Origin of the sequence: Marivita cryptomonadis (assembly GCF_002115725.1) — a bacterium.
GTDB lineage: Bacteria > Pseudomonadota > Alphaproteobacteria > Rhodobacterales > Rhodobacteraceae > Marivita > Marivita cryptomonadis.
In genome coordinates this window covers 27,184-46,572 of record NZ_JFKD01000024.1, presented here as the reverse complement: position 1 = coordinate 46,572, position 19,389 = coordinate 27,184, and the positions used below count along the sequence as shown (strand labels likewise).

Here is a 19,389-nt window from a genome sequence, read left to right as displayed (position 1 = left end):
CCCCGGTGCCAAAGTCCCTACCCGATCCGCGATCCGCAACGCGCGGGCCGATCCTTCGGTGGCCAGCCACAGCAACGCCGAGGGATGCAACGCCACGCCGCGCAGTTGGGCGATCTCGTAGGCCGCGGCCATCGTGCGCAGCATCGAAAAGGACGATCCACCGCCGGTATCGGTGGCCAGCCCGACGCGTTGACCCTCGGCCACCAGCCCGGCCATGTCGAACAATCCCGACCCGATAAAGGTGTTGGAGGTGGGGCAATGCACCAGAGCCGCGCCCACCTCGCGCAAGCGGTCGCGTTCGCGCGGTTCCAGATGGATCGCGTGGCCGTAGAGACCGTTGGCACCCAGCAACCCATACGCCTCGTAGGTGTCCAGATAATCCCGGGCCTCGGGATACAAGCCCCGCACCCAAGCGATCTCGTCGGTCTGTTCGCTCAGATGCGTCTGCATCAGGCAATCGGGGTGTTCCGCCCACAAGGCACCCAACGAGGACAGTTGTTCGGGGGTCGAGGTGGGCGAGAAGCGCGGTGTGATGACGTAGGACGCCCTGCCCTGCCCGTGCCACCGCTCCAGCAGCGCCTTGCTGTCGTCATAGGCCGATTGCGCGGTATCCAGCAGACCGTCGGGCGCATTGCGGTCCATGCAGGTCTTGCCGCCCAGCACTCGCATCCCCCGCGCGGCGGCTGCCGTGAAATATGCGTCCACGCTTTCAGGATGGATCGTGCAATAGCTGCACATCGTCGTGGTGCCGTGCGACAGGGCCAGATCCAGATATCGACCTGCAATCTCGGCGGCATAGTCCGGATCGCCGAACCGCAACTCCTCGGGGAAGGTATAGGTGTTGAGCCAGTCGATCAGCCGCTTGCCCCAACTCGCGATCATCGCAGTCTGGGGGTAATGCACATGCGCGTCGATGAACCCCGGAAGGATCAGCGCTTGTCCATGATCCTCCACCACTGCGTGCGGATACTCCCGCCGCAGATCGTCCGCCGTGCCCCGCGCCAAAACATGACCGTCCTGCACCGCGATCCCGCCGCGCGAGTCGTGATGGGCGGCGTTTGGCCCGTCGATCATGGGATCGCTGCTGAACCAGAGCGTCTGGCCAAGGTGAAGCGTGATATCTGACATGAAATGCCCTTTTTGACACTGGCTCCGTGAACCTATCTCTAGATACAGAGTTGGTAAATCACGCGGACGCTCTGTTTTCTCCCGAGCCGATTGCGTAAAGGTGACACAAAGCGCACAGCGAGGGGGCAAGATGAGCGACGATCCAACCATCGAGGCACCCGAGGTCGAAGAAAGCGAAGACGCCTACAGCCTTGGCCGCAAGGCCGTGGCGCAAATCCTGTTTTCTGTAGACCGGGACGACCGTGAAGAGCTTGTCGCGCTGATGGAGCCGTTGCACCCGGCTGACATCGCCGACCTTCTGGAACAGATCAACGCCTTCGACCGAATGCGGCTGATCAAGCTCTACGACAAGGAATTCGACGGCGACATCCTGTCGGAACTCGACGAATCGATACGGGAAGAGGTCATTGGCCTGCTGTCGCCAGAAGTTCTGGCCGACGCCGTACGCGATCTTGAAAGCGATGACGTTGTCGACCTTCTCGAGGATCTTGAACAAGGACAGCAAGACGCGATCCTTGACGCGCTTGAAGACAGTGACCGCGTCGCGGTTCAGCAATCGCTCACCTATCCGGAATATTCCGCCGGACGCCTGATGCAGCGCGAAGTCGTGATGGCTCCCGAACATTGGAATGTCGGAGAAGCCATTGATTACTTGCGCAATTCCGACTACCTGCCCGATCAATTCTATCACATTGTGCTGGTCGATCCGCGCCTGCGCCCGGTGGGCAATGTCACGCTGGGCAAGCTGATGGGATCGCGCCGCGAGGTGATGCTGCAATCACTGGTCGAGGACACCTTCCACGTGATCCCGGTCGCGCAATACGAAGGCGAAGTCGCCTATGCGTTCAACCAATATCACCTGATCTCGGCCCCGGTTGTCGATGAGAACGAGCGGTTGGTGGGGGTCATCACCATCGACGACGCCATGGCGGTGCTGGACGAAGAGCACGAAGAAGACGTGCTGCGTCTGGCGGGTGTGGACAGCGAAAGTTCGCTTTCGGACCGCGTGCGTGAAACCACCAAGCGGCGGTTTCCGTGGCTGTTGGTCAACCTGATCACGTCGATCCTCGCCAGCCTCGTCATCGCGCAGTTCGAAAACGCTATCGCCACTATCGTCGCCTTGGCGGTGCTGATGCCCATCGTCGCCTCGATGGGGGGCAATGCCGGGACGCAGTCGCTCACCGTTGCGGTGCGGGCGCTGGCCACCAAAGACCTGACCGGATCAAATGTCTGGCGGGTGATCCGACGCGAGGTGATTGTGGGGTTGATCAACGGCATTGCCTTTGCCGTGATCATGGGGATCGTGGGCTATGTCTGGTTTGGCTCGCTTGCGCTGGGGGGCGTGATTGCGGCCGCAATGGTGATTAACCTTGTCGTGGCCGGGCTTGCAGGCACGGCGATCCCGATCGTGCTGGAAAAACTTGGTATCGACCCGGCGCTGGCCTCGGGTGCCTTTGTCACCACGGTCACGGACGTGGTCGGCTTCTTTGCTTTCCTCGGCCTCGCTGTGCTGGTGCTGCTGTGACATTGGACGCGCGCAAGGCCGCCGCGCGAAAAGCCGCCTTTGCCCGCCGCAAGGCCGCGCACGAGGCGGGGCATCGCGGTGCAGCTGGCCATCTGAGCGAAGTGCTCGCTGGCTATCGCGGTGTGCCCGTGTCGGGCTACCTGCCGATCCGAACCGAGATCGACCCCCTGCCCGCCATGGCCGAAGCCGCAGCACATGGGCCGGTGGGCGTGCCAGTGATCCGCGCCGCCGGAGCACCCTTGGTGTTCTCGCAATGGGAGCCTGACTGCGCTTTGGTCGATGGCCCCTTTGGCGCGTCCGTGCCTGCCGAGGAACGGCTGATCACCCCCGAAGTTTTGATCGTGCCCTTGGTCGCCTTCTCTCGAACCGGTGGACGGCTCGGCTATGGTGGCGGGTTCTATGACCGCACACTTGAAGGCTTGCGCGCCCAGCGCCCGACGCTCGCCATCGGCTTTGCCTACGCCGCGCAAGAGGCCGATGACCTGCCGCTGGAGCCAACAGACCAACCGCTCGACATGATCGTCACCGAACGCGAAGTGATCGACATCAAAAGGTAGTTGGGCCACCCGCCCCATAACGGTCACAAAAGACCCATGTCACCGGATCGACACACGCCGCGTGCTGTCCCCGATCAGACGCGCATTTTCCAGCGCGATCACGCTTTGCGCCGCAAAGATCTGCGCAAGACGCAAGGCGTCATCGGAAAACGGCCTGACGGTTTGCCTGTAGATCGTAAAGGCACCAACCAGACGATCCGCCGCCATCATCGGGATCGCCGCGAAAGAGCGCGCGCCGCCAAGATCGGCCGTGGCGAACCGCAAAGGATCGTCCATCCGGTAGAGCGTTTCGGATTTCACATCGATGATGTTGATCACGTCCTGTTGGGTGACCATCCGGCCAAGACCGGTTTGATCGCTCACAGCGAAAGTTGCGCTTTCATCCAGCCAATCCTTGAACGCCTGCGGGATGCCCAGCGTAAAGCTCGCACAGAAGCGGCTTTTCTGGCGGTATTCGAAAAGGATACCGAACTCCGCATCGCACAGATCCAGCGCATAGCGCAGGATCGCGGGCATCACCAAATCGAGGTCTCCATGCGATGCGCCGATGATCTGTAACACTTGGCTGAGCGCCCGTTCCCGGCTCAGTGCCTCCTCAAGGTTCAACGCCAATTCCGAGATGACGGCGGTCATCTCGGTCTGGCTGCGCGGCTCGGCAACGGCGCCGTTCAACCGTCCAGCCAACTCCAGCTTCGAGGAGACCTCCAGCTTGCGATAGATGGCGGCCAGATGTGTCCGTACGGTCGAGGGCGCGATATGCAACTCTGTCGCAATGTCCTGATAGCTGCAGCCAGCGGCGTAGCTTTCAGCAATTTGCTGTTCTCGCGGGCTAAGATGACTGTGATCCGGCATAAAACGCGATCCTTGATCCTGCGCTTGAGTGTGGTCAAAACCCATGCCCCCCGCAATCCTGCAGATGCAGTAGTCGAATTCGATAGGGTCTTTCGCAAAATACTACACCTGCCCGATACGAGGCACGTGGCGCAGGGCGTAATCTGGACGCACGGAATTCAAACCAAGGATCAGCCCCATGTCACAGTTCGAAACCGCTCAATCCTTTTTTCAAGCCTGCGAAACCGGTCAGGGTTGGGACACGTGCGCTCAATGGTGCACCGACGCCGCATCCTTTGCCTGTCAATCCGACGCCTTGGCTGAAACGACCACTTTGGCGGCTTATTGCGACTGGATGAAAGGCCTGCTGACCCCGGTTCCTGATGGCCGTTATGTGCTGACAGGGTTCGCCATGGACGAGGCGCGCAACACCGCGATTGCCACGGCAGAGTTTCACGGCACACAGACCGGAGAAGGCGGGCCAGTGCCCCCGACCGGCAAATCGGTGGTGTCGGATTACGCCTATGTCATGCAGTTCGACGGCGACAAGATCAGCCACATGACGAAGATCTGGAATGACGCTCAGGCCATCCGTGCGCTTGGTTGGTCATAATGCGCTGGCGCATTCTGGCGCTGCTGTTCCTTGCCCGCATCGGGCTTGGATTTCAGTTCCAAACGCTTGCCTCCGTGGGCGACGACCTCGTTGTGGCCTTCGGGCTCGACTATGCGGGGCTCGGGCTTCTGATCGGTCTGTTCATGGCACCTGGATTGGTTTTGACCTTGCCTGCGGGCTATCTGGGTCGACGGGTCTCGGACCGTGAAATGGTCGTCTTCGGGCTCGGAACTTTGGCATTGGGCGGTGTCATTTCATCCCTTGCGACCTCGGGCGTCAGCGTCGGCATCGGTCGTGCCATCGCCGGTGTCGGCTTTCTGTTCGCTAATCTGTATTTCACCAAAATGGTGGCCGACTGGTTCGATGGGCGTGAAATCGCAACGGCAATGAGCGTTCTTGTGATGTCATGGCCCTTTGGCATCGCCATGGGGCAGATCGGACATGCCTGGCTGGTCGACGCGTTCGGCTGGCACCTCCCCTTTCGCATTGCCTCCGCCTATTGTCTGCTGGCCGGCTTCGCCGTTCTTGTTCTTTACCGCGCACCGGACAAACCGCGTGACACAAACGCCAGTGGCAACACGCGCCTGACCGGTCAGGAATGGCGCTTGATACTCTGTGCCGCCGGGGCGTGGGGGCTCTTCAACTCCGCCTATATCATCTACCTGTCGTTCGGTCCGATTGTGCTGCAAAGCCTTGGCTTGACCGCGATTGCCGCCGCAGGCGTGATCAGCATCGCAAGCTGGATCATGATCGGGTCCGGCGCAGTTTGCGGTCAGATCGTCGACCGGTTTGGCCGCCGCAATCTTGTGATGACCATCTGTATGGCGGGTGCGGTTCTGGCACTTTGGCTTTTAAGCCTCCCCGGCGCAGGGCTCGCGGCGAGCCTCTTGCTTGGGCTGGTCGGCATGGCACCGGCTGGGGTCATCATGGCCCTGTCCGGCCTCGCCTTACGCCCTCAAGTGCGTGCATTGGGCATGGGCGTGTTCTTCACCGTCTACTTTGCTTGCATGATGGCCACACCACCCGCAGCAGGTGCGCTGCTTGACGCAACAGGAGACGCATTCGCCCCGATCTGGCTCGCTATTGCGATGTTTGCCTGTGTTGTGCCGCTGGTGTTTGCGTTTCAAGCAATCAGGAACGGTGCCGGTGTCGCCCCCCAAAAGGCACCGCTCTAATAAACTGCGAGGCGCAGGATCACCCGCGCCTCGCAGCATCAATCAACGCACTGTGGTCAGATACACCTTCAGATCACTCTGAGCGCGGACCGTTGTAATCCGCGTCCGAAACATGCTCTTGCCAATTGGCCGTTTTCCCCTCGACCGCAGTCTGCACTGCCAGATGGGTCATGGCACAATCCGGCGACGCGCCGTGCCAGTGCCGTTCGCCCGGCGCAAACCAAACCGTATCTCCCGGGCGAAGCACTTGCACCGGCTGGCCTTCTGACCCGGCCAAACCCAGCCCGGACACGATGTGCAAAGACTGACCCGCCGGGTGGGTGTGCCACGCCGTCCGTGCACCCGGCTCGAATGTCACCATCAGGATCTTGACGGCGGACTCATCGTCGCCAGAGACGACCGGGTCCATCCGAACGGTCCCGGTGAAATAATCGGGGCTTGGCGCTTGCGATGGCCGGTCTCCGGCACGGTGAATTTTCATGGTGGGCTCCTCTCTATGTGTTTGGCTGAGATAACGCAGCGGCGTCGAATGGAAAGCGTCGCGGTGTGACCCGAGGCACGGCTGTCTTTTACCGATCCCCCGGTGCGATGCCCCGCAGACGCAGGCTCAGGTCTTCGACCTCTTCCGCCGTCCAGCGTGACAGCACACGCGTGGTGCTTGCAGGCTGATGGCCCAGCCCAAGCGTCTTACCTGCGCGATGCGCCCCCTTGGGCCGGATTGGACGCTGGGAAAAGCCACCGCCACAGGTAGCGCAGACATTGTGCAGAACGGTCTCAACGCACTGGGCGCAATAGGTGCACTCATAGGAACAGATGCGCGCGTCTTCGGCGTCAGGCGGCAAATCCTTGTCGCACCATTCGCAATTCGGTCGAAGTTCCAGCATGGCAGCCCCGGCAAGAAACGTTGGATATTGGATCAAAACCTCTCTTGCCAGCAAACTGCAAGCACCGCGATCACGCGATGCCGGTTTTCAACCATGCTTCGGCCTCGTCACGCTCGTCCAGATCGAACGCCTTGATGTCGAAACCTGGGATCAGCGCACCTTCGATCTCGGCCGCAGTGCGCAGCCACGACGTATCACTAAGAACGGCGCACCGATCGAACCGACCCAACAGGCCAAACAGCTTGGGCAGGCGCGCCATCTCGGCCGCAATCGCCCCAAGGTCGGGAAAGGCGAACGACGTAACCGTATAGAGCATCGTGCCCTTGTTCACATCTTGCGACTGTTCAAGCAGATCATCGAGACCCTTGGCCATTTCGTCAGACGAAATCTTGCCGGACAGGTCAACATCGACGCGGTTCGCTTCGGGTTTGGTGATTGTCAGCATAGTCCACTCCATTGGCTGGACCTAGACTCCACACCAAAAGACGCGATTACGCCATGACTCAAATCAACCTAGGCAAGAAATCGCTGCATAAAGACGGCTGGGAACGTGATCCCCGGACGCAGGTCTATGTCGATCTCACCTTCTGCAACAAAGCCCATGCTTTCGTAGAAGGGCACTGCCGTCCGAGTGCTTTGGCAATGCAGCTGCATCATCCCGCAGGCATGGGCATGCAGGATGATATGCTCGATCAACCGCCGCCCGATTCCTTCACGGATGCGCCGATGGTCGGTCACCATATGGCGGATATGCCCGATGCCGCGCGTCCCCGGCTTGCCGCCCGGCGCTTGCATTGTCCATCCGCCCGCGCCGACAATATCGTCACCGTCGCAGATGACGAAAAATGTCCCCGTTGCGATCAGCGCGGGCTGCGCCTTCGAGATCAAAGGCACCGCTGTCACCAACACCGAAGGCGGGTAATCCGGCTTGAGCAAGATCGGATAGCTTTGGCCGAACAGCCGATCAAGCGCATCCGTGTCCGACGGCTCTGCCGGGCGCAGGGTCAGGGTATCTGTGGTCATCTGGGCCTCCGCGAATATGTCTTGCGCGCAACCTAGTGCCAGACATCCACGCGGCCAGCCTAGGCCGCGTTCCAGGTCGGCCCTGCCGGATCGTCGGTTGACCGCACCCGGTACATCGACGCCTCTCCGGTCATGGCAGGCGTCACGCTATGGGCCAGACCGGGGGGCACCGCGACCGTGTCACCGGGGTTCAGCGCTGTGGTCCCACCATCCCAGCTCAACCGCCAATGCCCGCGCATCGGCATCAGAACCTCGTGGCTGGCAACGGTATACATGGCCTCAGGGATCGACCCACGCGTGATGAAATCGACGTCAAAGCCCGGACGATCCCGCAACCGCCCCTCTGGCCCGATCACCTTGGCAGGCTGGCGGTCGGCCAAAGCCATCAGATCCCAATAGCGGGCGACATAACCCGGAACGACATCGGCTGTGGTCGGTTCGGGAAACGCGCTAAGCTCTGCATCCGAAAGCAGCGGCATCGGCTTGACCCCGTCGGGCAGAGACTGCCCCTTCTTGCTATCATACAGCTTGCCGTTCTTGCCCAGAACCAGCCCATGATCCTTGGCGTCCTCAATCACCTGCGGCGCCCAGATCACCCCGCCCCCGGCATCGTCGCCGCCAAGGATCGCCATGATCATCCCGTAATCGGTGCCGATATTCTCGAACCCGCGAAAGATACCTGTGGGAATATTGAAGATGTCGCCCTCTTCCAGCACCACCTCACCCGCATTGCCCCAACGCCCCCAGAAGAACCGCCAACGGCCCTTGAGCACAAAGAACACCTCGGCCGTCCGGTGGCTGTGCAGCGAGTTACGGCACCTCGGCGGTTGGCCGGCTGCACCGATGTTAAACCCCGGTGTTTCGGTGATGTGCACGTGCTGATCCGCACTTTCCGACACGCCGCCACCGATGATGGTAAAGTTTTCCTTCTGATCGCTACCCGGCGTGTGGGCGTCGATAAAGGCGGTGCGACAGGGGCGCAGATCGCCATAGCGGACGATGCGGGCTTCCATCTCTTGCGGGGTCATTGGTCAGTTCCCTTGGTGTTGTCAGCCCTGATGGGCCAGAATTTGCATCCAGATCGCGGTCTCATCGTAAAGCGTCCATTCCCGGCGCAACCCGCGCGGACCGAACTCGGCATGGCTGATACCCATCACATGCACCTCGGCCCCCGAAGGGATGCCGAACGCACCCCAGCCGTCATGTTTGCCCGTCAGCGACCAACGGATCGCAGCGCGCGGCGGCATGTTGAGCTCTTCCATCCCGATCTGGTGATGAATCTCGAATTTGGCTGATGGAAAGGCCGACCGAAGACCAAGCCAGAATGCATCAACCCCTCCGGTGCCATGCACAGTCTGGCCGCCGGGATATTCCGCATGTACCGCGCGATCATACTGGTCGGGAATGACTGAAAACTCGCCATCCATGATCCGTGTCAGCAACGCGGCAAAAGCAGCGCCCCACTGATCGTCATTGCCCCGCCCCGTATAGGGCCCTTGCACATCGACCGCCGGGCGGAAGGGCTGGCTTTCAGGATTAAGCCCGGCGACGCGCGCCTGCGCCCAATCCTTCACATCAAACCCCAACTGCCGGACAATCGCGCCATTGTCGCGGATCAGCCATTCGTCGCTGATCATGTTGTTCTTGGCATAGCAATCCGCCATCGCACGCGTCGCGATCTTGCGCCCCGTGGCGGGGCCGAACTGCCCGTCATTCACATGGGTTGCCGTCGACAGGATGCGATGCGACGATAGCATCCCTACCTCGGGTGTCCCCGACCAGATCACGTCTTCACCCAACAACTGCCGGTCCGGGAATTCATGGCAGGTCGCCATCGTCGCCGCCGTCATCGCGGGTTCGCCAAAGCCGATGCCACCGGGCGTGCGAACAATCACCTCCGGGTGGTAATAGTCCTTCATCCGCGCCCCAAGTCCACGATCCTCCCAGATCTCCTTGGTGATCCCAAGGATGTAATCGGGGAAATCCGTGAAACGGTTGTCGAACCCTCTCATTGCAAGCCTTCCGGTATGCGGGCCGATCCACGCAGGATCAAAGGCCCGTCGATTTCAGTCACCTCCGCTTGCGCGGATTTGTCTTCGATTTGGTTAATGAGCGCCGCCACGGTCGTCTTGACCATGCGCCCCACAGGCTGCCGCACCGTGGTCAGGTCGTAAGCCGCGAACGCGGCCATCGGCACATCATCATAGCCCACCACCGACACGTCATTCGGAACCGACAGACCCAGTGTGCAGCGCAGGTGATCCATGACCGCAAAGGCCATGTGATCATTGCCGACAAACAGCGCATCCACACCCTTGGCCAGCAAGTCATCGGTGGCACGCACCGCCTCGGCATGGTCATACCGCCCGTCCTCGACACCCACGCAATCCTGCCCCAGCTCTGCCAGCCGCGCGACAAACCCCTCGGTTCGGTCACGCCCGGTAGACGATCCCTGCCAGCCCGCAACATGGCCGATGCGGGTATGTCCACCGGCCACCAGAAAATCCGCCACCTTGGCCCCGCCCAACCGATTGGCCGAGGTGACCTGCGCCAATCCGCTGCCCACCTGCCCGCGATTGAACAGCACAACGGGAATGCCTGCCGCCTCGCAGCGCGCCGCCAACGCATCGCCCAATCCGACACTGGCCAGCACGATGCCATCGACCTGATGATCCAGCATCTGCTGAATGATGCGGTCCGTATCCGTGTCCGCCGCCCCTTCGGGCACAGTAAAGACCAGCGTGTGATACCCCTCATCCTGCAAGTCGCGGCTGAACCGCTCCAGCGCGTCGGGGTAAAACGGGTTTCCCAGATAGGCCACCACCAACCCGATGATGCGGCTGCGCCCGGTAATCAACGACCGCGCCAGCACATTGGGCCGGTAGCCCAGCGCGTCGGCCGCTTCGCGCACCCTGTCCGCCGTGGCCTTGCTGGCCGACGCACCAGAGAACACCCGGCTTACCGCCGACTGGCTGACCCCGGCCCGCGCCGCCACATCAAAAGAGGTGACCCGCCGCGTCATCCCGCCGTCCATCCCCCATCGATCAAGAGCGAAGTGCCCGTCACCAACGCACTCGCATCCGAGGCAAGAAACAGGCAGGCCCCCATAATGTCCTCGACCTCGCCCACGCGCGGCAGCTTGATCTTGCTTTCGATCCACGCGCGTTTCTCGGGGTCGGCAAAGGTCGGCTTGCTCAACTCGGTCAAAACGAAGGTCGGACAGATCGTGTTGACGCGGATATTCTCCGGTCCCCATTCAATCGCCATCGCCTTGGTCATGCCTTCCAGCGCATGTTTGGTGGCGCAATAGACCGCCCGTTCAATCCCGCCGACATGCGACATCTGGCTGCTGATCTGAATGATCGACCCACCGCGTCCGACCATCTGCCGCGCCACAGCCTGCGCCAGAAAATACGCCGCCTTGATGTTGATCTCCGACACCGTGTCGAAATCCTCGGGCGTGGTCTCAAGCGCAAGGCTGTGCCGCGCAAGCCCAGCGGAATTCACCAGAATGTCGATCGGTTCCAGCGCTGCCACCGCGTCCCGCACCGCCCCGATGTCCGTTACGTCGAGCACCAGCGCTTCAGCGCTGAACCCGGCCTGCGCCATCTCATTTACCGCTGCCTGCACCTGCGTCGCACTCCGCGCCGCAACAATCACATGCGCGCCCGCTTCGGCCAGCGCCACGGCACAGCCAAACCCAATGCCGCGCGACCCGCCAGCGACCAGCGCCCGCTTGCCATCAAGCCGAAAGGACGGGGTTCTGGGCAGCGACATAGGGACAACTCCGAGGCTTTGCATAGGTGTGCAAAATTACGCTACTCCGGGCAAACCGCTCTGTCCAGCCCCCGCTTCACGGATAGGCAATCCCCCGAAACGGAGGGAAATCTGCATAGCGCCGCTCCCGCTGATCGCGGCGCTCAGACGGCTCCGCACCTGCACGAACCAACGTCCCCTTCGGCGCGATGTAGCTGTCGATCCGCCGCTGCGGCTCAGGTCGCCACGCGATGTTGAACGCGCACAGCTTGGGAAAAAACCAGACTTCAGCAAACGGCAGATGATCATAGAGCCACCACGCCAGATCCTGCCAATCCCGCCCCTGGTCGTATTGGTCCGCAAACCACGGGATCACAACACTCGCCCCCGCCACGTCAACATCCGGCAAGTCCCAGATATGGCACTCCAACGGATAGTCATTGCGCGCGCAGTTCAGCCCGTTTTCGTTGCCAAAGCGATTCAGGTCAGCCGACCGAAACCCCGACCGCACAGCGATCCGACCAAAGGTCTCTTGCAAGGGATCAAGCAGCGCTTCGCAGAACGCCCGCCCCCGCGCGATGGCGAGATCGGGATGGTCGGGGATATTCTGAACCTTGTGAAAATTCCCGATCTCGGAATAGAGAAACTCCCGCATGTAGAAATGCCGCGACAACCGGACCCGGCCCAGCGTCTCAAGGCTCCACATGCTTTGCGGGCGTCTCAATACCCGTTCCAGCGAAACGCACCATCCCCCGCGCGCAAGGGCGAAAACGGGTTATGCGCCGCTTCCCAGACATGGCCTTCCGGATCGCTGAAATAGCCGTGATAGCCGCCCCAGAACACCTCTTGCGGCGCTTTCAACACGGTGCCGCCCGCCACCTCGACCCGGCCAATGATGTCGTCCACACCAGCGCGGTCTCGCGCGTTGTAGCCCAGCGTCAGCGCGCCTCGCCCAAGCTGCGCCACGTCGATCCCGATATCCTCGGCCAGCTTCTCCAGCGGATAAAGCCCCAGCGTCTGCCCCAACAGATCATAGGCAATCACCCCGTCCTGCGTCTCGACCCGCACCCAGCCCAGCGCATCATAGAACGCCGCCGTCTTGTCCGCATCCGTCACGCCCAGCGTGATCAGCGATACCCTCTGCTCCATGCCAACTCCTTCATCCGGGCGAACACATCGACCCCGATCTGAGCGTACATGTCCAAAAGGTCTACGAGAACCCAGTTTTCCCGGATCAGCCCATCTTCCAGCCGCCAGAAATCGAGGCTGCGCAGGGTGATCCTCTGCCCCGTTGGCGGCAGACCCAGCCAGCCATCACCCGACAATGTCTGCTGCATGTTGGGCCAGCCGGTCACACCCACATACGCGCCTTCGGCCATGAAGTGATGCACCGTGCCCTCTGGATGCTGCCCCCGGTCGGGCATAGCGTTCAGAAACGGAATCTGGTGGAACCGCCGAAATTCCTCCACCCCGCGCGCCGTGCCGATGCCCGCAGGGCCGTACCACATGAAGTCCGGGTGCCAGAACCGCTCCAACTCCATGACCTCTGGCCCACCCTGCAACGGGTGCCGCGTCATCGCCGTCAGCATGTCGATCACATGCCGCGCACTGCCGTCTGACAAAGCCGGATCATGCGGCCCCAACCCGTCCTGCGTCATGGGTGCAGGCGCATGCTGAAACCGCCCCAGCTGCGGCGCCATCGGCCAGACGCCCGCTTGCATCATCATCTCGGGAACGTCCCAAATCGCCTGCATCTCGACACACGCGTCGCCCTCGATCCGGTAGAACTCGTGAAACCGCATCGCAGCAGAGCGCCCTGTCGGCGGAATGCCCAACCATGGCTCCGCCCACCGCCCAGCATACTGCCCCCCCGAGCCAACCCAAAGCGCGCCATCGGCATCGAACCCCGCGATCCGAATAAACTCCTGCCGTTCCAGATCGGGCAGCGCCGCCTGCAATGGTGCTACTGCATCGCAGGCAAACGCCTCCGCCCCGTGCAGATCGCCAAACGGATGACACATTCGAAACAACGCATCCGGCGCAACTTGTGCCAACGCATCCGCAACACCCTCGAAATCCCGCATCGCCGCAAAAACCGGCGCCATCACCGCCTTCGCGTCCTCGACCTCAGACATGAGGCCCCCTTGCTTCTTCTTTTTCCAAATATGCCGGGGGGTTTGGGGGGCTGGCCCCCCAAGTGTTTCCGCCTGCGGAAACAAACAATGCGTCAACGCAACGTCCCCGGCCCCAATTCACTCCGCCGCATCCCGATACGGCGCGCCTTCGCCATACGGCACGTTCACCCCGCCATAGCGCCGCACCCGCACATTGCACTGCTCGGCATGGCCGACAAACCCTTCAAGAATACACAGCCGCGAGCCGTATTCCCCTATCAGCGTCGCCGCCTCGTCCGTGGTGATCTTCTGGTACGAATGGGTCTTGAGGAACTTGCCCACCCAAAGCCCACCGGTATAGCGCCCCGCCTTCTTGGTCGGCAAAGTGTGATTTGTCCCGATCACCTTGTCACCGTTCGACACATTCGTCCGCGCCCCAAGGAACAACGCCCCATAGCTTGTCATATTGTCGAGATACCAATCGTCCCGGTCGGTCATCACCTGCACATGCTCGGAGGCGATCTCATTGGCGACCGCCAGCATCTCGTCATGATCGGCGCACAGGATCACCTCGCCATAGTCGCGCCACGAGACAGACGCCGTGTCCCGCGTCGGCAAGATCTCCAACAGCCGGTCTATTTCGGCCAATGTCTCTTCCGCCAGTTTCCGCGAATTGGTCACCAGCACAGCGGGCGAATTGTACCCATGTTCAGCCTGCCCCAGCAGATCCGTCGCGCAAATCTCTGCATCCACCGTGTCATCGGCAATCACCATGGTCTCGGTCGGCCCAGCGAACAGATCAATGCCCACACGCCCGAACAACTGCCGCTTGGCCTCGGCCACAAAGGCATTGCCCGGCCCCACCAGCATATGCACGGGATCAATCGTCTCGGTCCCGATCGCCATCGCGCCAACCGCCTGAATGCCGCCCAGCACGTAAATCTCATGCGCCCCACCCAGATGCATCGCGGCGATCACGGCAGGGTTCGGTTTGCCCTGCCATGGCGGCGTGCAGGCGATGATGCGCGGCACCCCCGCCACGCTGGCCGTTGCAACCGACATATGGGCAGACGCGACCATCGGGAACTTGCCCCCCGGCACGTAGCAGCCCACCGACTGCACGGGGATGTTCTTGTGACCCAGGATCACGCCGGGCATCGTTTCCACTTCGATATCCAGCATCGAGTCGCGCTGCGCCTGCGCGAAATTGCGGACCTGCTCCTGGGCAAACTTGATATCCGCCAGCTCGCGAGGTGAAAGCTCTGCGATCAGCGCGTCGATCTCGCCTTGGGTCAGACGAAAGCTGTCGGGCGTGTAATTGTCGAACTTTGCTGCCAGATCGCGCACCGCCGCGTCCCCGCGCACTTCGATATCGGCCAGCGTCGCCTCGACCACCGCGCGGGTCTTGGCATCGTCTTCAGCACGTTCGGTTTCGGGTTTCCCCCGCTTGAGATATTCGGCCATATCCACCTCCCCGGATCAAATGTCCGGATCAGCATAACGGGGCGCACGGCCCTCTCAAGTGAATTTTGCATACGATTGCAAAAACATTCGATCAGGCAAGCACCTCAATAATCGCGTCTTCGATATGGCGCAGGTTCTGCGGTTCGGAAAACCGGTGATCAGTGCCCTTGACCAACGTCAGCCGCAGGTCTGGACTGTCGATGTGATCCAGCAACCGCAAGGCCGTTTCCCGGCGGACAGCGGTGTCCTCGGTCCCCTGCACCAGCCGCACCGGATACGGCATGTGCAGTGGCGAGCGGAGAACAAGGTTCTTGCGCCCGTCTTCGATCAATCGGCGGGTCACGATGTACGGGTCGCCATAATCCGAGGGCAAAGCGACCTGCCCGTCCTCCATCACCTTGCGCCGGTCTTCTTCGGAAAACCCGGCCCAGAAGCCGTCCTCGGTGAAATCGGGCGCTGCGGCGATGCCGACAAAGCCAACCACATGCTTGAGCCGCTGCGTCATCAGAGATGCGATCCAACCACCCATGCTTGACCCGACCAGCACCACCGGCCCCTCACACGTGGCCTCGATCACCGCCTGCGAGTCGCGCGCCCAGTCGCCAATGCACCCCTCTTCGAACACTCCGCCCGACACGCCATGCCCCGAATAGTCGAACCGCAGAAACGCACGGCCGGTCAGCTTGGCCCATGCCTCCAGATGCACCGCCTTGGTGCCCTCCATGTCCGACTTATAGCCCGACAAGAACACGATCACCGGCCCCGAGCCCTCGGTCTTGGCATAAGCCAACTGATGCCCGTTCGGCCCGTCGATATGTTTGATTGCGGTCATGCCTGCCTCCGTTCCGGTTTGGCACGACTTTACGCAAAGCGCACCGGAACCCAAGAGGCGTCAGGCGTTTTCCACCTCATCCAGCCGCAGCGCCAGCAATCCCCCGGCCAGCGACAGCACGGCAAAGCCCGTGAGCGACGCCACCGGTCCCGCCAGTGCCAGCAGCCCGCCGAACGCCCCGGTGATCAGCAGCAGCACACCAATCGCCGTATTTGCCAAGGCGGCATAGGAGGACCGCGCGTCCTCGGGCGACATGTCCACCAGATAGACCGACCGCGCCGACCGGACGCCCTGATAGGACAGCATGAAGAAAAACAGGACCACCGGGATCACCCATGCCGTCGCGGCCCAGCCACTCACCTCAGCCAAGACGGCAAGCGTGGCAAACCCGGCGGCCAGCATCCCCGACAGAAACAACACCTTGCGCGAAGATTTGTCGGACAGACGACCCCAGACGTAAGACCCCGCAAACGCCGCCGCAGCCGACGCCAGAAGCAACGCACCCAAGCCCTGCAATGCAGACTGCCCCCCGCCCAAAAGCACGAAATAGGGCGGCGCCAGTGCGGTCACCGTAAGCAAACCGCGCACCGCGATGAACAGCCGGAATTGGCGGTCTTCCTTCAGAGGTGTGAAATCGACCGATGTGTCTTCGGTGTCTTCCGAAGCCGATTCCTCGACCCACGAAAACACCAATGCCGCAGCACCCCAAAGCGCCGCCGCCAACGTGATCGCCATCACAACCGGCATCACGTCGCGCAAGAGGCCCGACAGCAACAACCCGGCAAAGACCAGCACCGCGATCGAGGCAACCGATCCGGCCACACCCGTCACTGCACCGCGACGGGTCTTCCCAACCGTCTTGCCCAGAATATCCTTATAGCTCACCGAACAGGCCGCCCGTGCGACGGCCAACACCGCCAATGCTGCACACAGCGCCAACCCGGCGGCCAATCCTTCTAGCGTCAAAGCAATGAACGCGATGGCAAGCGCAGCGATCCCCTGCCCGGCAGACCCGATCACCCAGGCCCACTTGCGGTGCTGCAAGGATTGCACCCACCCCGCAAACACGATCTGGGGCAGCAAAGCCCCCGCCTCGCGGATCGGCACCAGCAACCCGGTCAACGCGGCAGGCGCACCCAGCGCACCCGCCAGCCAGCTCAAAACCAGTTTGGGGTCAATCAGCCCATCCGCCACCTTGGTCATCGACAGGCTGACCATGTGGCGCAACCCGTTGCGCGCCTCACGGTCCCTTACCGCCTCATCCGCCCCTGTGATCTCTTCGTAGGCGTCGGTGACGGGATGGGACATTGGGGCGAATCCTGTGGCTGTGGACGACTGCGGGCAAACGCGCCAACGCGTGATTGGTTCCCGTCATCCTCCAAAACCGCGAATACCATCAAAGGCTTGGCACAAAAATCCATGGCAATATGTTACCTCATTGTCACGTGACTATAGAATCACCTATAGTCATCAACATGGATATGATCTTCAAAGCCCTCAACGATCCCGCCCGCCGCGCGCTGCTTGACAGTTTGCGGCGCAAGGACGGGCAGTCACTCAGCGAACTGGAAGAGCAGCTCGATATGAGCCGGTTCGGCGTGATGAAGCACCTCAAGGTTCTCGAAGACGCCCATCTTGTCATCTCGCGCAAACAGGGGCGGTTCAAATACCACTACCTGAACGCCCTACCCCTGCAGGATATGCTTGACCGCTGGGTCGCGCCCTTCCTGCGACCGCAAGCACAGATGATGAGCGATTTGAAATCCCGACTGGAAAGAGAGACCCGCATGGGAAAACCCGATTTCATGATGCAAACCTTCATCCGCTGCTCGCAGGATGCGCTTTGGGACGCGCTGACAAAGGCCGACCAGATGGCCGCCTATCACTTCATGTGCAACGAGGTGCGCGGCGACGCGCGGCCTGACAACGTGACCGAGTTCATCAAACCCGATGGCGATCCGATGCTGCGGCAGGTCACGACCGAAATGGACCCGAAAACCCGCATCGCCATGACGTTCGAGCCGCTCTTTATGGGGCCTAATGCGCCTGCCTCACACATGGTCTACCTGATCGAGCCGCAGGGCGAGACCTGCAAACTGACCATCGAACACTATGACATTGCACCGGGTCAGGAAGGCTTTGCCGAAGGCTGGGCGCGACTGGCGGCATCGCTCAAGTCGTATCTGGAAACGGGCACCGCACTCAAAATGGCAAGCTGAAGGAACGTCACCATGACCAAACCAGACTTCATGATGGAAACCTATATTCGCTGCACGCAAGATGCGCTCTGGGACGCGCTGACCTCAGCAGAGGCAGTGGTGAATTACGACTTCCTCGGCCAAAGCGCTCGGCGCGACGGCGACACCCTGATCTACATGACGCCCGATGGGTTCGAGACCTTGCACAGCCGCGAGATCACGCTTGACCCCAAAACCCGCATTGTCACGACATTCGAACCGAAATGGGAACCCGACGCCAAGACCAGCGAGGTGACATACCTGATTGCTGTTGAAGGCGACTACTGCAAGCTGACGGTCGAACACCGTGGTTTGGCGCATGATCCCAGTGGCGGCACAGCCGATGGATGGGTGCGAACCCTGTCAGGTCTCAAAACGTGGCTGGAAACCGGTCAACCGATGCATTTCGGCGGAGACCACCTGTGGGCTGAGCACGAGGGAGAGGCGCCATGACCTTTTCCACCGAACTTGGCATCCTCACCTGCCTGATGATCCTCGCCGCGAGCCTGTGGATTCCCTACATCGTCGGCGTCAACAAACACGCGGTCGCCGGGACGGATCCGTTCGAGCGCCCAACCCCGCTGGATCAGTATCCTGCATGGGTCCACCGCGCGCACAGGGCGCACCTGAACCTGCTGGAACAGGCGCTGCCGTTTTCGGTGCTTGTGCTTATCCTGAATGCGATTGACGGCTTTTCGGCACTGACCTACTGGACCGCCATCGTGTTCTTTTGGGTCCGTGCGATCCACGCGGTCGGAATGATCTCGGGCTTTGCCAAGATGCCGCTGCGGCCGCTGCTTTTCCTGATCGGCTGGGCGTGCTGCCTGATGATGGGTTACGCGGTGTTCGCCGCGCAATTTTGAAAAGGCGTCGGGTGCGTGCTTGCACGCACCTTCCTTTTATCCGCCGATATAGGCGCCGCTTTTAGGGCGGTAAAAGTTCTTCTGATTGTGCAAACGACCCAGAAGGTCATTGATCCGCTTCATCGACACATCGACCTCACGGGTGTTTTCACAGGGGCGCAGCGGGTCTGCGTCCTGGCTCAGAACTTCAGAGTTCAAAGACCGCTTGGTGGTCCGCAGCGCATCCTCGATCAGCTCCATGTCTTCGACGGTCAGTTCGAAATTCTTGTTGTAGCCGGGCATTGTCTGCTCTCCCGTGTCGTATGACGCTAAAGGTTTCCGATAGTGGAATGTCGTTATACATAGCAATTGCGTCGCTTTCGTCCATAGCGAAAGCAAAGATTAACC

General features: G+C 61.3%; 24 protein-coding genes. 7 read left to right on the top strand and 17 right to left on the bottom strand.

The features are described from left to right. Nucleotides 1-1,128, bottom strand: a 1,128-nt coding sequence (guaD, locus tag MCRY_RS19555) for a guanine deaminase (protein ID WP_085633016.1), incomplete at its 3' end; no start/stop codon positions are given. A gap of 130 nt (nt 1,129-1,258) precedes the next feature. On the opposite strand from guaD, the gene mgtE reads away from it, so the two are divergent. Together mgtE and MCRY_RS19545 are read left to right on the top strand one after the other, a co-directional pair. Next, complete coding sequence (gene mgtE, locus MCRY_RS19550; RefSeq protein ID WP_085633014.1) at nt 1,259-2,653, top strand: magnesium transporter; 1,395 nt, start codon at nt 1,259-1,261, stop codon at nt 2,651-2,653. Continuing rightward, complete coding sequence (locus MCRY_RS19545; RefSeq protein WP_085633012.1) at nt 2,650-3,210, top strand: 5-formyltetrahydrofolate cyclo-ligase; 561 nt, start codon at nt 2,650-2,652, stop codon at nt 3,208-3,210. Before mgtE ends, MCRY_RS19545 begins: the two co-directional genes overlap by 4 nt. 39 nt (nt 3,211-3,249) lie before the next feature. On the opposite strand, the gene MCRY_RS19540 is transcribed toward MCRY_RS19545, so the two are convergent. Then, on the bottom strand, nt 3,250-4,062 hold the full coding sequence (locus MCRY_RS19540; protein ID WP_085633023.1) for a LuxR C-terminal-related transcriptional regulator: 813 nt from the start codon (nt 4,060-4,062) through the stop codon (nt 3,250-3,252). A 178-nt stretch (nt 4,063-4,240) separates the two neighbouring features. Here MCRY_RS19540 and MCRY_RS19535 point away from each other — a divergent pair, with 178 nt between their 5' ends. Continuing rightward, nucleotides 4,241-4,654, top strand: coding sequence for an ester cyclase (locus MCRY_RS19535; protein WP_085633010.1), 414 nt, complete (start codon nt 4,241-4,243; stop codon nt 4,652-4,654). Then, a complete protein-coding gene (locus tag MCRY_RS19530; RefSeq protein WP_085633008.1) occupies nt 4,654-5,829 on the top strand; it encodes an MFS transporter in 1,176 nt (391 codons plus the stop codon). Before MCRY_RS19535 ends, MCRY_RS19530 begins: the two co-directional genes overlap by 1 nt. 73 nt (nt 5,830-5,902) lie before the next feature. Here MCRY_RS19530 and MCRY_RS19525 read toward each other — a convergent pair whose 3' ends face one another. From MCRY_RS19525 to MCRY_RS19460, 14 genes are all read right to left on the bottom strand, one after another. Then, nucleotides 5,903-6,310 carry a (R)-mandelonitrile lyase gene (locus MCRY_RS19525; RefSeq protein WP_085633006.1) on the bottom strand — a complete coding sequence of 136 codons (408 nt, stop codon included), beginning with the start codon at nt 6,308-6,310 and terminating at the stop codon, nt 5,903-5,905. An 88-nt stretch (nt 6,311-6,398) separates the two neighbouring features. After that, the gene (locus MCRY_RS19520) at nt 6,399-6,749 is read right to left on the bottom strand and encodes a DUF1272 domain-containing protein (RefSeq protein ID WP_238939454.1); all 351 of its coding nucleotides are present in this window, start codon (nt 6,747-6,749) and stop codon (nt 6,399-6,401) included. 34 nt (nt 6,750-6,783) lie between these two features. Next, the gene (locus MCRY_RS19515; RefSeq protein WP_085633004.1) at nt 6,784-7,158 is read right to left on the bottom strand and encodes a SpoIIAA family protein; all 375 of its coding nucleotides are present in this window, start codon (nt 7,156-7,158) and stop codon (nt 6,784-6,786) included. A gap of 68 nt (nt 7,159-7,226) precedes the next feature. After that, on the bottom strand, nt 7,227-7,736 hold the full coding sequence (locus tag MCRY_RS19510) for a GNAT family N-acetyltransferase (protein ID WP_085633002.1): 510 nt from the start codon (nt 7,734-7,736) through the stop codon (nt 7,227-7,229). A gap of 59 nt (nt 7,737-7,795) precedes the next feature. Then, nucleotides 7,796-8,764 (bottom strand): cupin domain-containing protein, encoded by a 969-nt coding sequence (locus MCRY_RS19505; RefSeq protein ID WP_085633000.1) that lies wholly within the window; start codon nt 8,762-8,764, stop codon nt 7,796-7,798. Between the two features lie 21 nt (nt 8,765-8,785). Further along, nucleotides 8,786-9,748: a nuclear transport factor 2 family protein gene (locus MCRY_RS19500; RefSeq protein WP_085632998.1), complete on the bottom strand. Its 963-nt coding sequence runs from the start codon at nt 9,746-9,748 to the stop codon at nt 8,786-8,788. Beyond that, complete coding sequence (locus tag MCRY_RS19495; protein ID WP_085633019.1) at nt 9,745-10,758, bottom strand: LacI family DNA-binding transcriptional regulator; 1,014 nt, start codon at nt 10,756-10,758, stop codon at nt 9,745-9,747. The genes MCRY_RS19500 and MCRY_RS19495 overlap by 4 nt, the downstream gene beginning before the upstream one ends. Beyond that, nucleotides 10,755-11,513, bottom strand: coding sequence for an SDR family NAD(P)-dependent oxidoreductase (locus MCRY_RS19490; RefSeq protein WP_085632996.1), 759 nt, complete (start codon nt 11,511-11,513; stop codon nt 10,755-10,757). The genes MCRY_RS19495 and MCRY_RS19490 overlap by 4 nt, the downstream gene beginning before the upstream one ends. A 76-nt stretch (nt 11,514-11,589) precedes the next feature. Then, a complete protein-coding gene (locus MCRY_RS19485) occupies nt 11,590-12,198 on the bottom strand; it encodes a hypothetical protein (protein WP_085632994.1) in 609 nt (202 codons plus the stop codon). A 14-nt stretch (nt 12,199-12,212) separates the two neighbouring features. After that, entirely contained in the window at nt 12,213-12,641 is a 429-nt protein-coding gene (locus MCRY_RS19480; RefSeq protein ID WP_085632992.1) for a VOC family protein, read from the bottom strand. Next, on the bottom strand, nt 12,620-13,627 hold the full coding sequence (locus tag MCRY_RS19475; protein ID WP_085632990.1) for an ester cyclase: 1,008 nt from the start codon (nt 13,625-13,627) through the stop codon (nt 12,620-12,622). The genes MCRY_RS19480 and MCRY_RS19475 overlap by 22 nt, the downstream gene beginning before the upstream one ends. Before the next feature lie 117 nt (nt 13,628-13,744). Next, on the bottom strand, nt 13,745-15,070 hold the full coding sequence (hisD, locus tag MCRY_RS19470; protein WP_085632988.1) for a histidinol dehydrogenase: 1,326 nt from the start codon (nt 15,068-15,070) through the stop codon (nt 13,745-13,747). A gap of 91 nt (nt 15,071-15,161) precedes the next feature. Then, nucleotides 15,162-15,902 carry an alpha/beta hydrolase gene (locus MCRY_RS19465; RefSeq protein ID WP_085632986.1) on the bottom strand — a complete coding sequence of 247 codons (741 nt, stop codon included), beginning with the start codon at nt 15,900-15,902 and terminating at the stop codon, nt 15,162-15,164. 60 nt (nt 15,903-15,962) lie between these two features. Beyond that, entirely contained in the window at nt 15,963-17,210 is a 1,248-nt protein-coding gene (locus MCRY_RS19460; protein WP_085632985.1) for an MFS transporter, read from the bottom strand. A 167-nt stretch (nt 17,211-17,377) separates the two neighbouring features. Here MCRY_RS19460 and MCRY_RS19455 point away from each other — a divergent pair, with 167 nt between their 5' ends. Genes MCRY_RS19455 through MCRY_RS19445 form a run of 3 tightly spaced genes read left to right on the top strand, consistent with a single transcriptional unit; the run spans nt 17,378 to nt 19,002 of the window. Then, complete coding sequence (locus MCRY_RS19455) at nt 17,378-18,121, top strand: ArsR/SmtB family transcription factor (protein WP_085632983.1); 744 nt, start codon at nt 17,378-17,380, stop codon at nt 18,119-18,121. Between the two features lie 12 nt (nt 18,122-18,133). Beyond that, nucleotides 18,134-18,592 carry an SRPBCC domain-containing protein gene (locus MCRY_RS19450; protein WP_085632981.1) on the top strand — a complete coding sequence of 153 codons (459 nt, stop codon included), beginning with the start codon at nt 18,134-18,136 and terminating at the stop codon, nt 18,590-18,592. Further along, nucleotides 18,589-19,002, top strand: coding sequence for an MAPEG family protein (locus tag MCRY_RS19445; protein ID WP_085632979.1), 414 nt, complete (start codon nt 18,589-18,591; stop codon nt 19,000-19,002). Before MCRY_RS19450 ends, MCRY_RS19445 begins: the two co-directional genes overlap by 4 nt. A gap of 36 nt (nt 19,003-19,038) precedes the next feature. Here MCRY_RS19445 and MCRY_RS19440 read toward each other — a convergent pair whose 3' ends face one another. After that, complete coding sequence (locus MCRY_RS19440; protein WP_085632977.1) at nt 19,039-19,284, bottom strand: hypothetical protein; 246 nt, start codon at nt 19,282-19,284, stop codon at nt 19,039-19,041. Nucleotides 19,285-19,389: the final 105 nt, after the last annotated feature.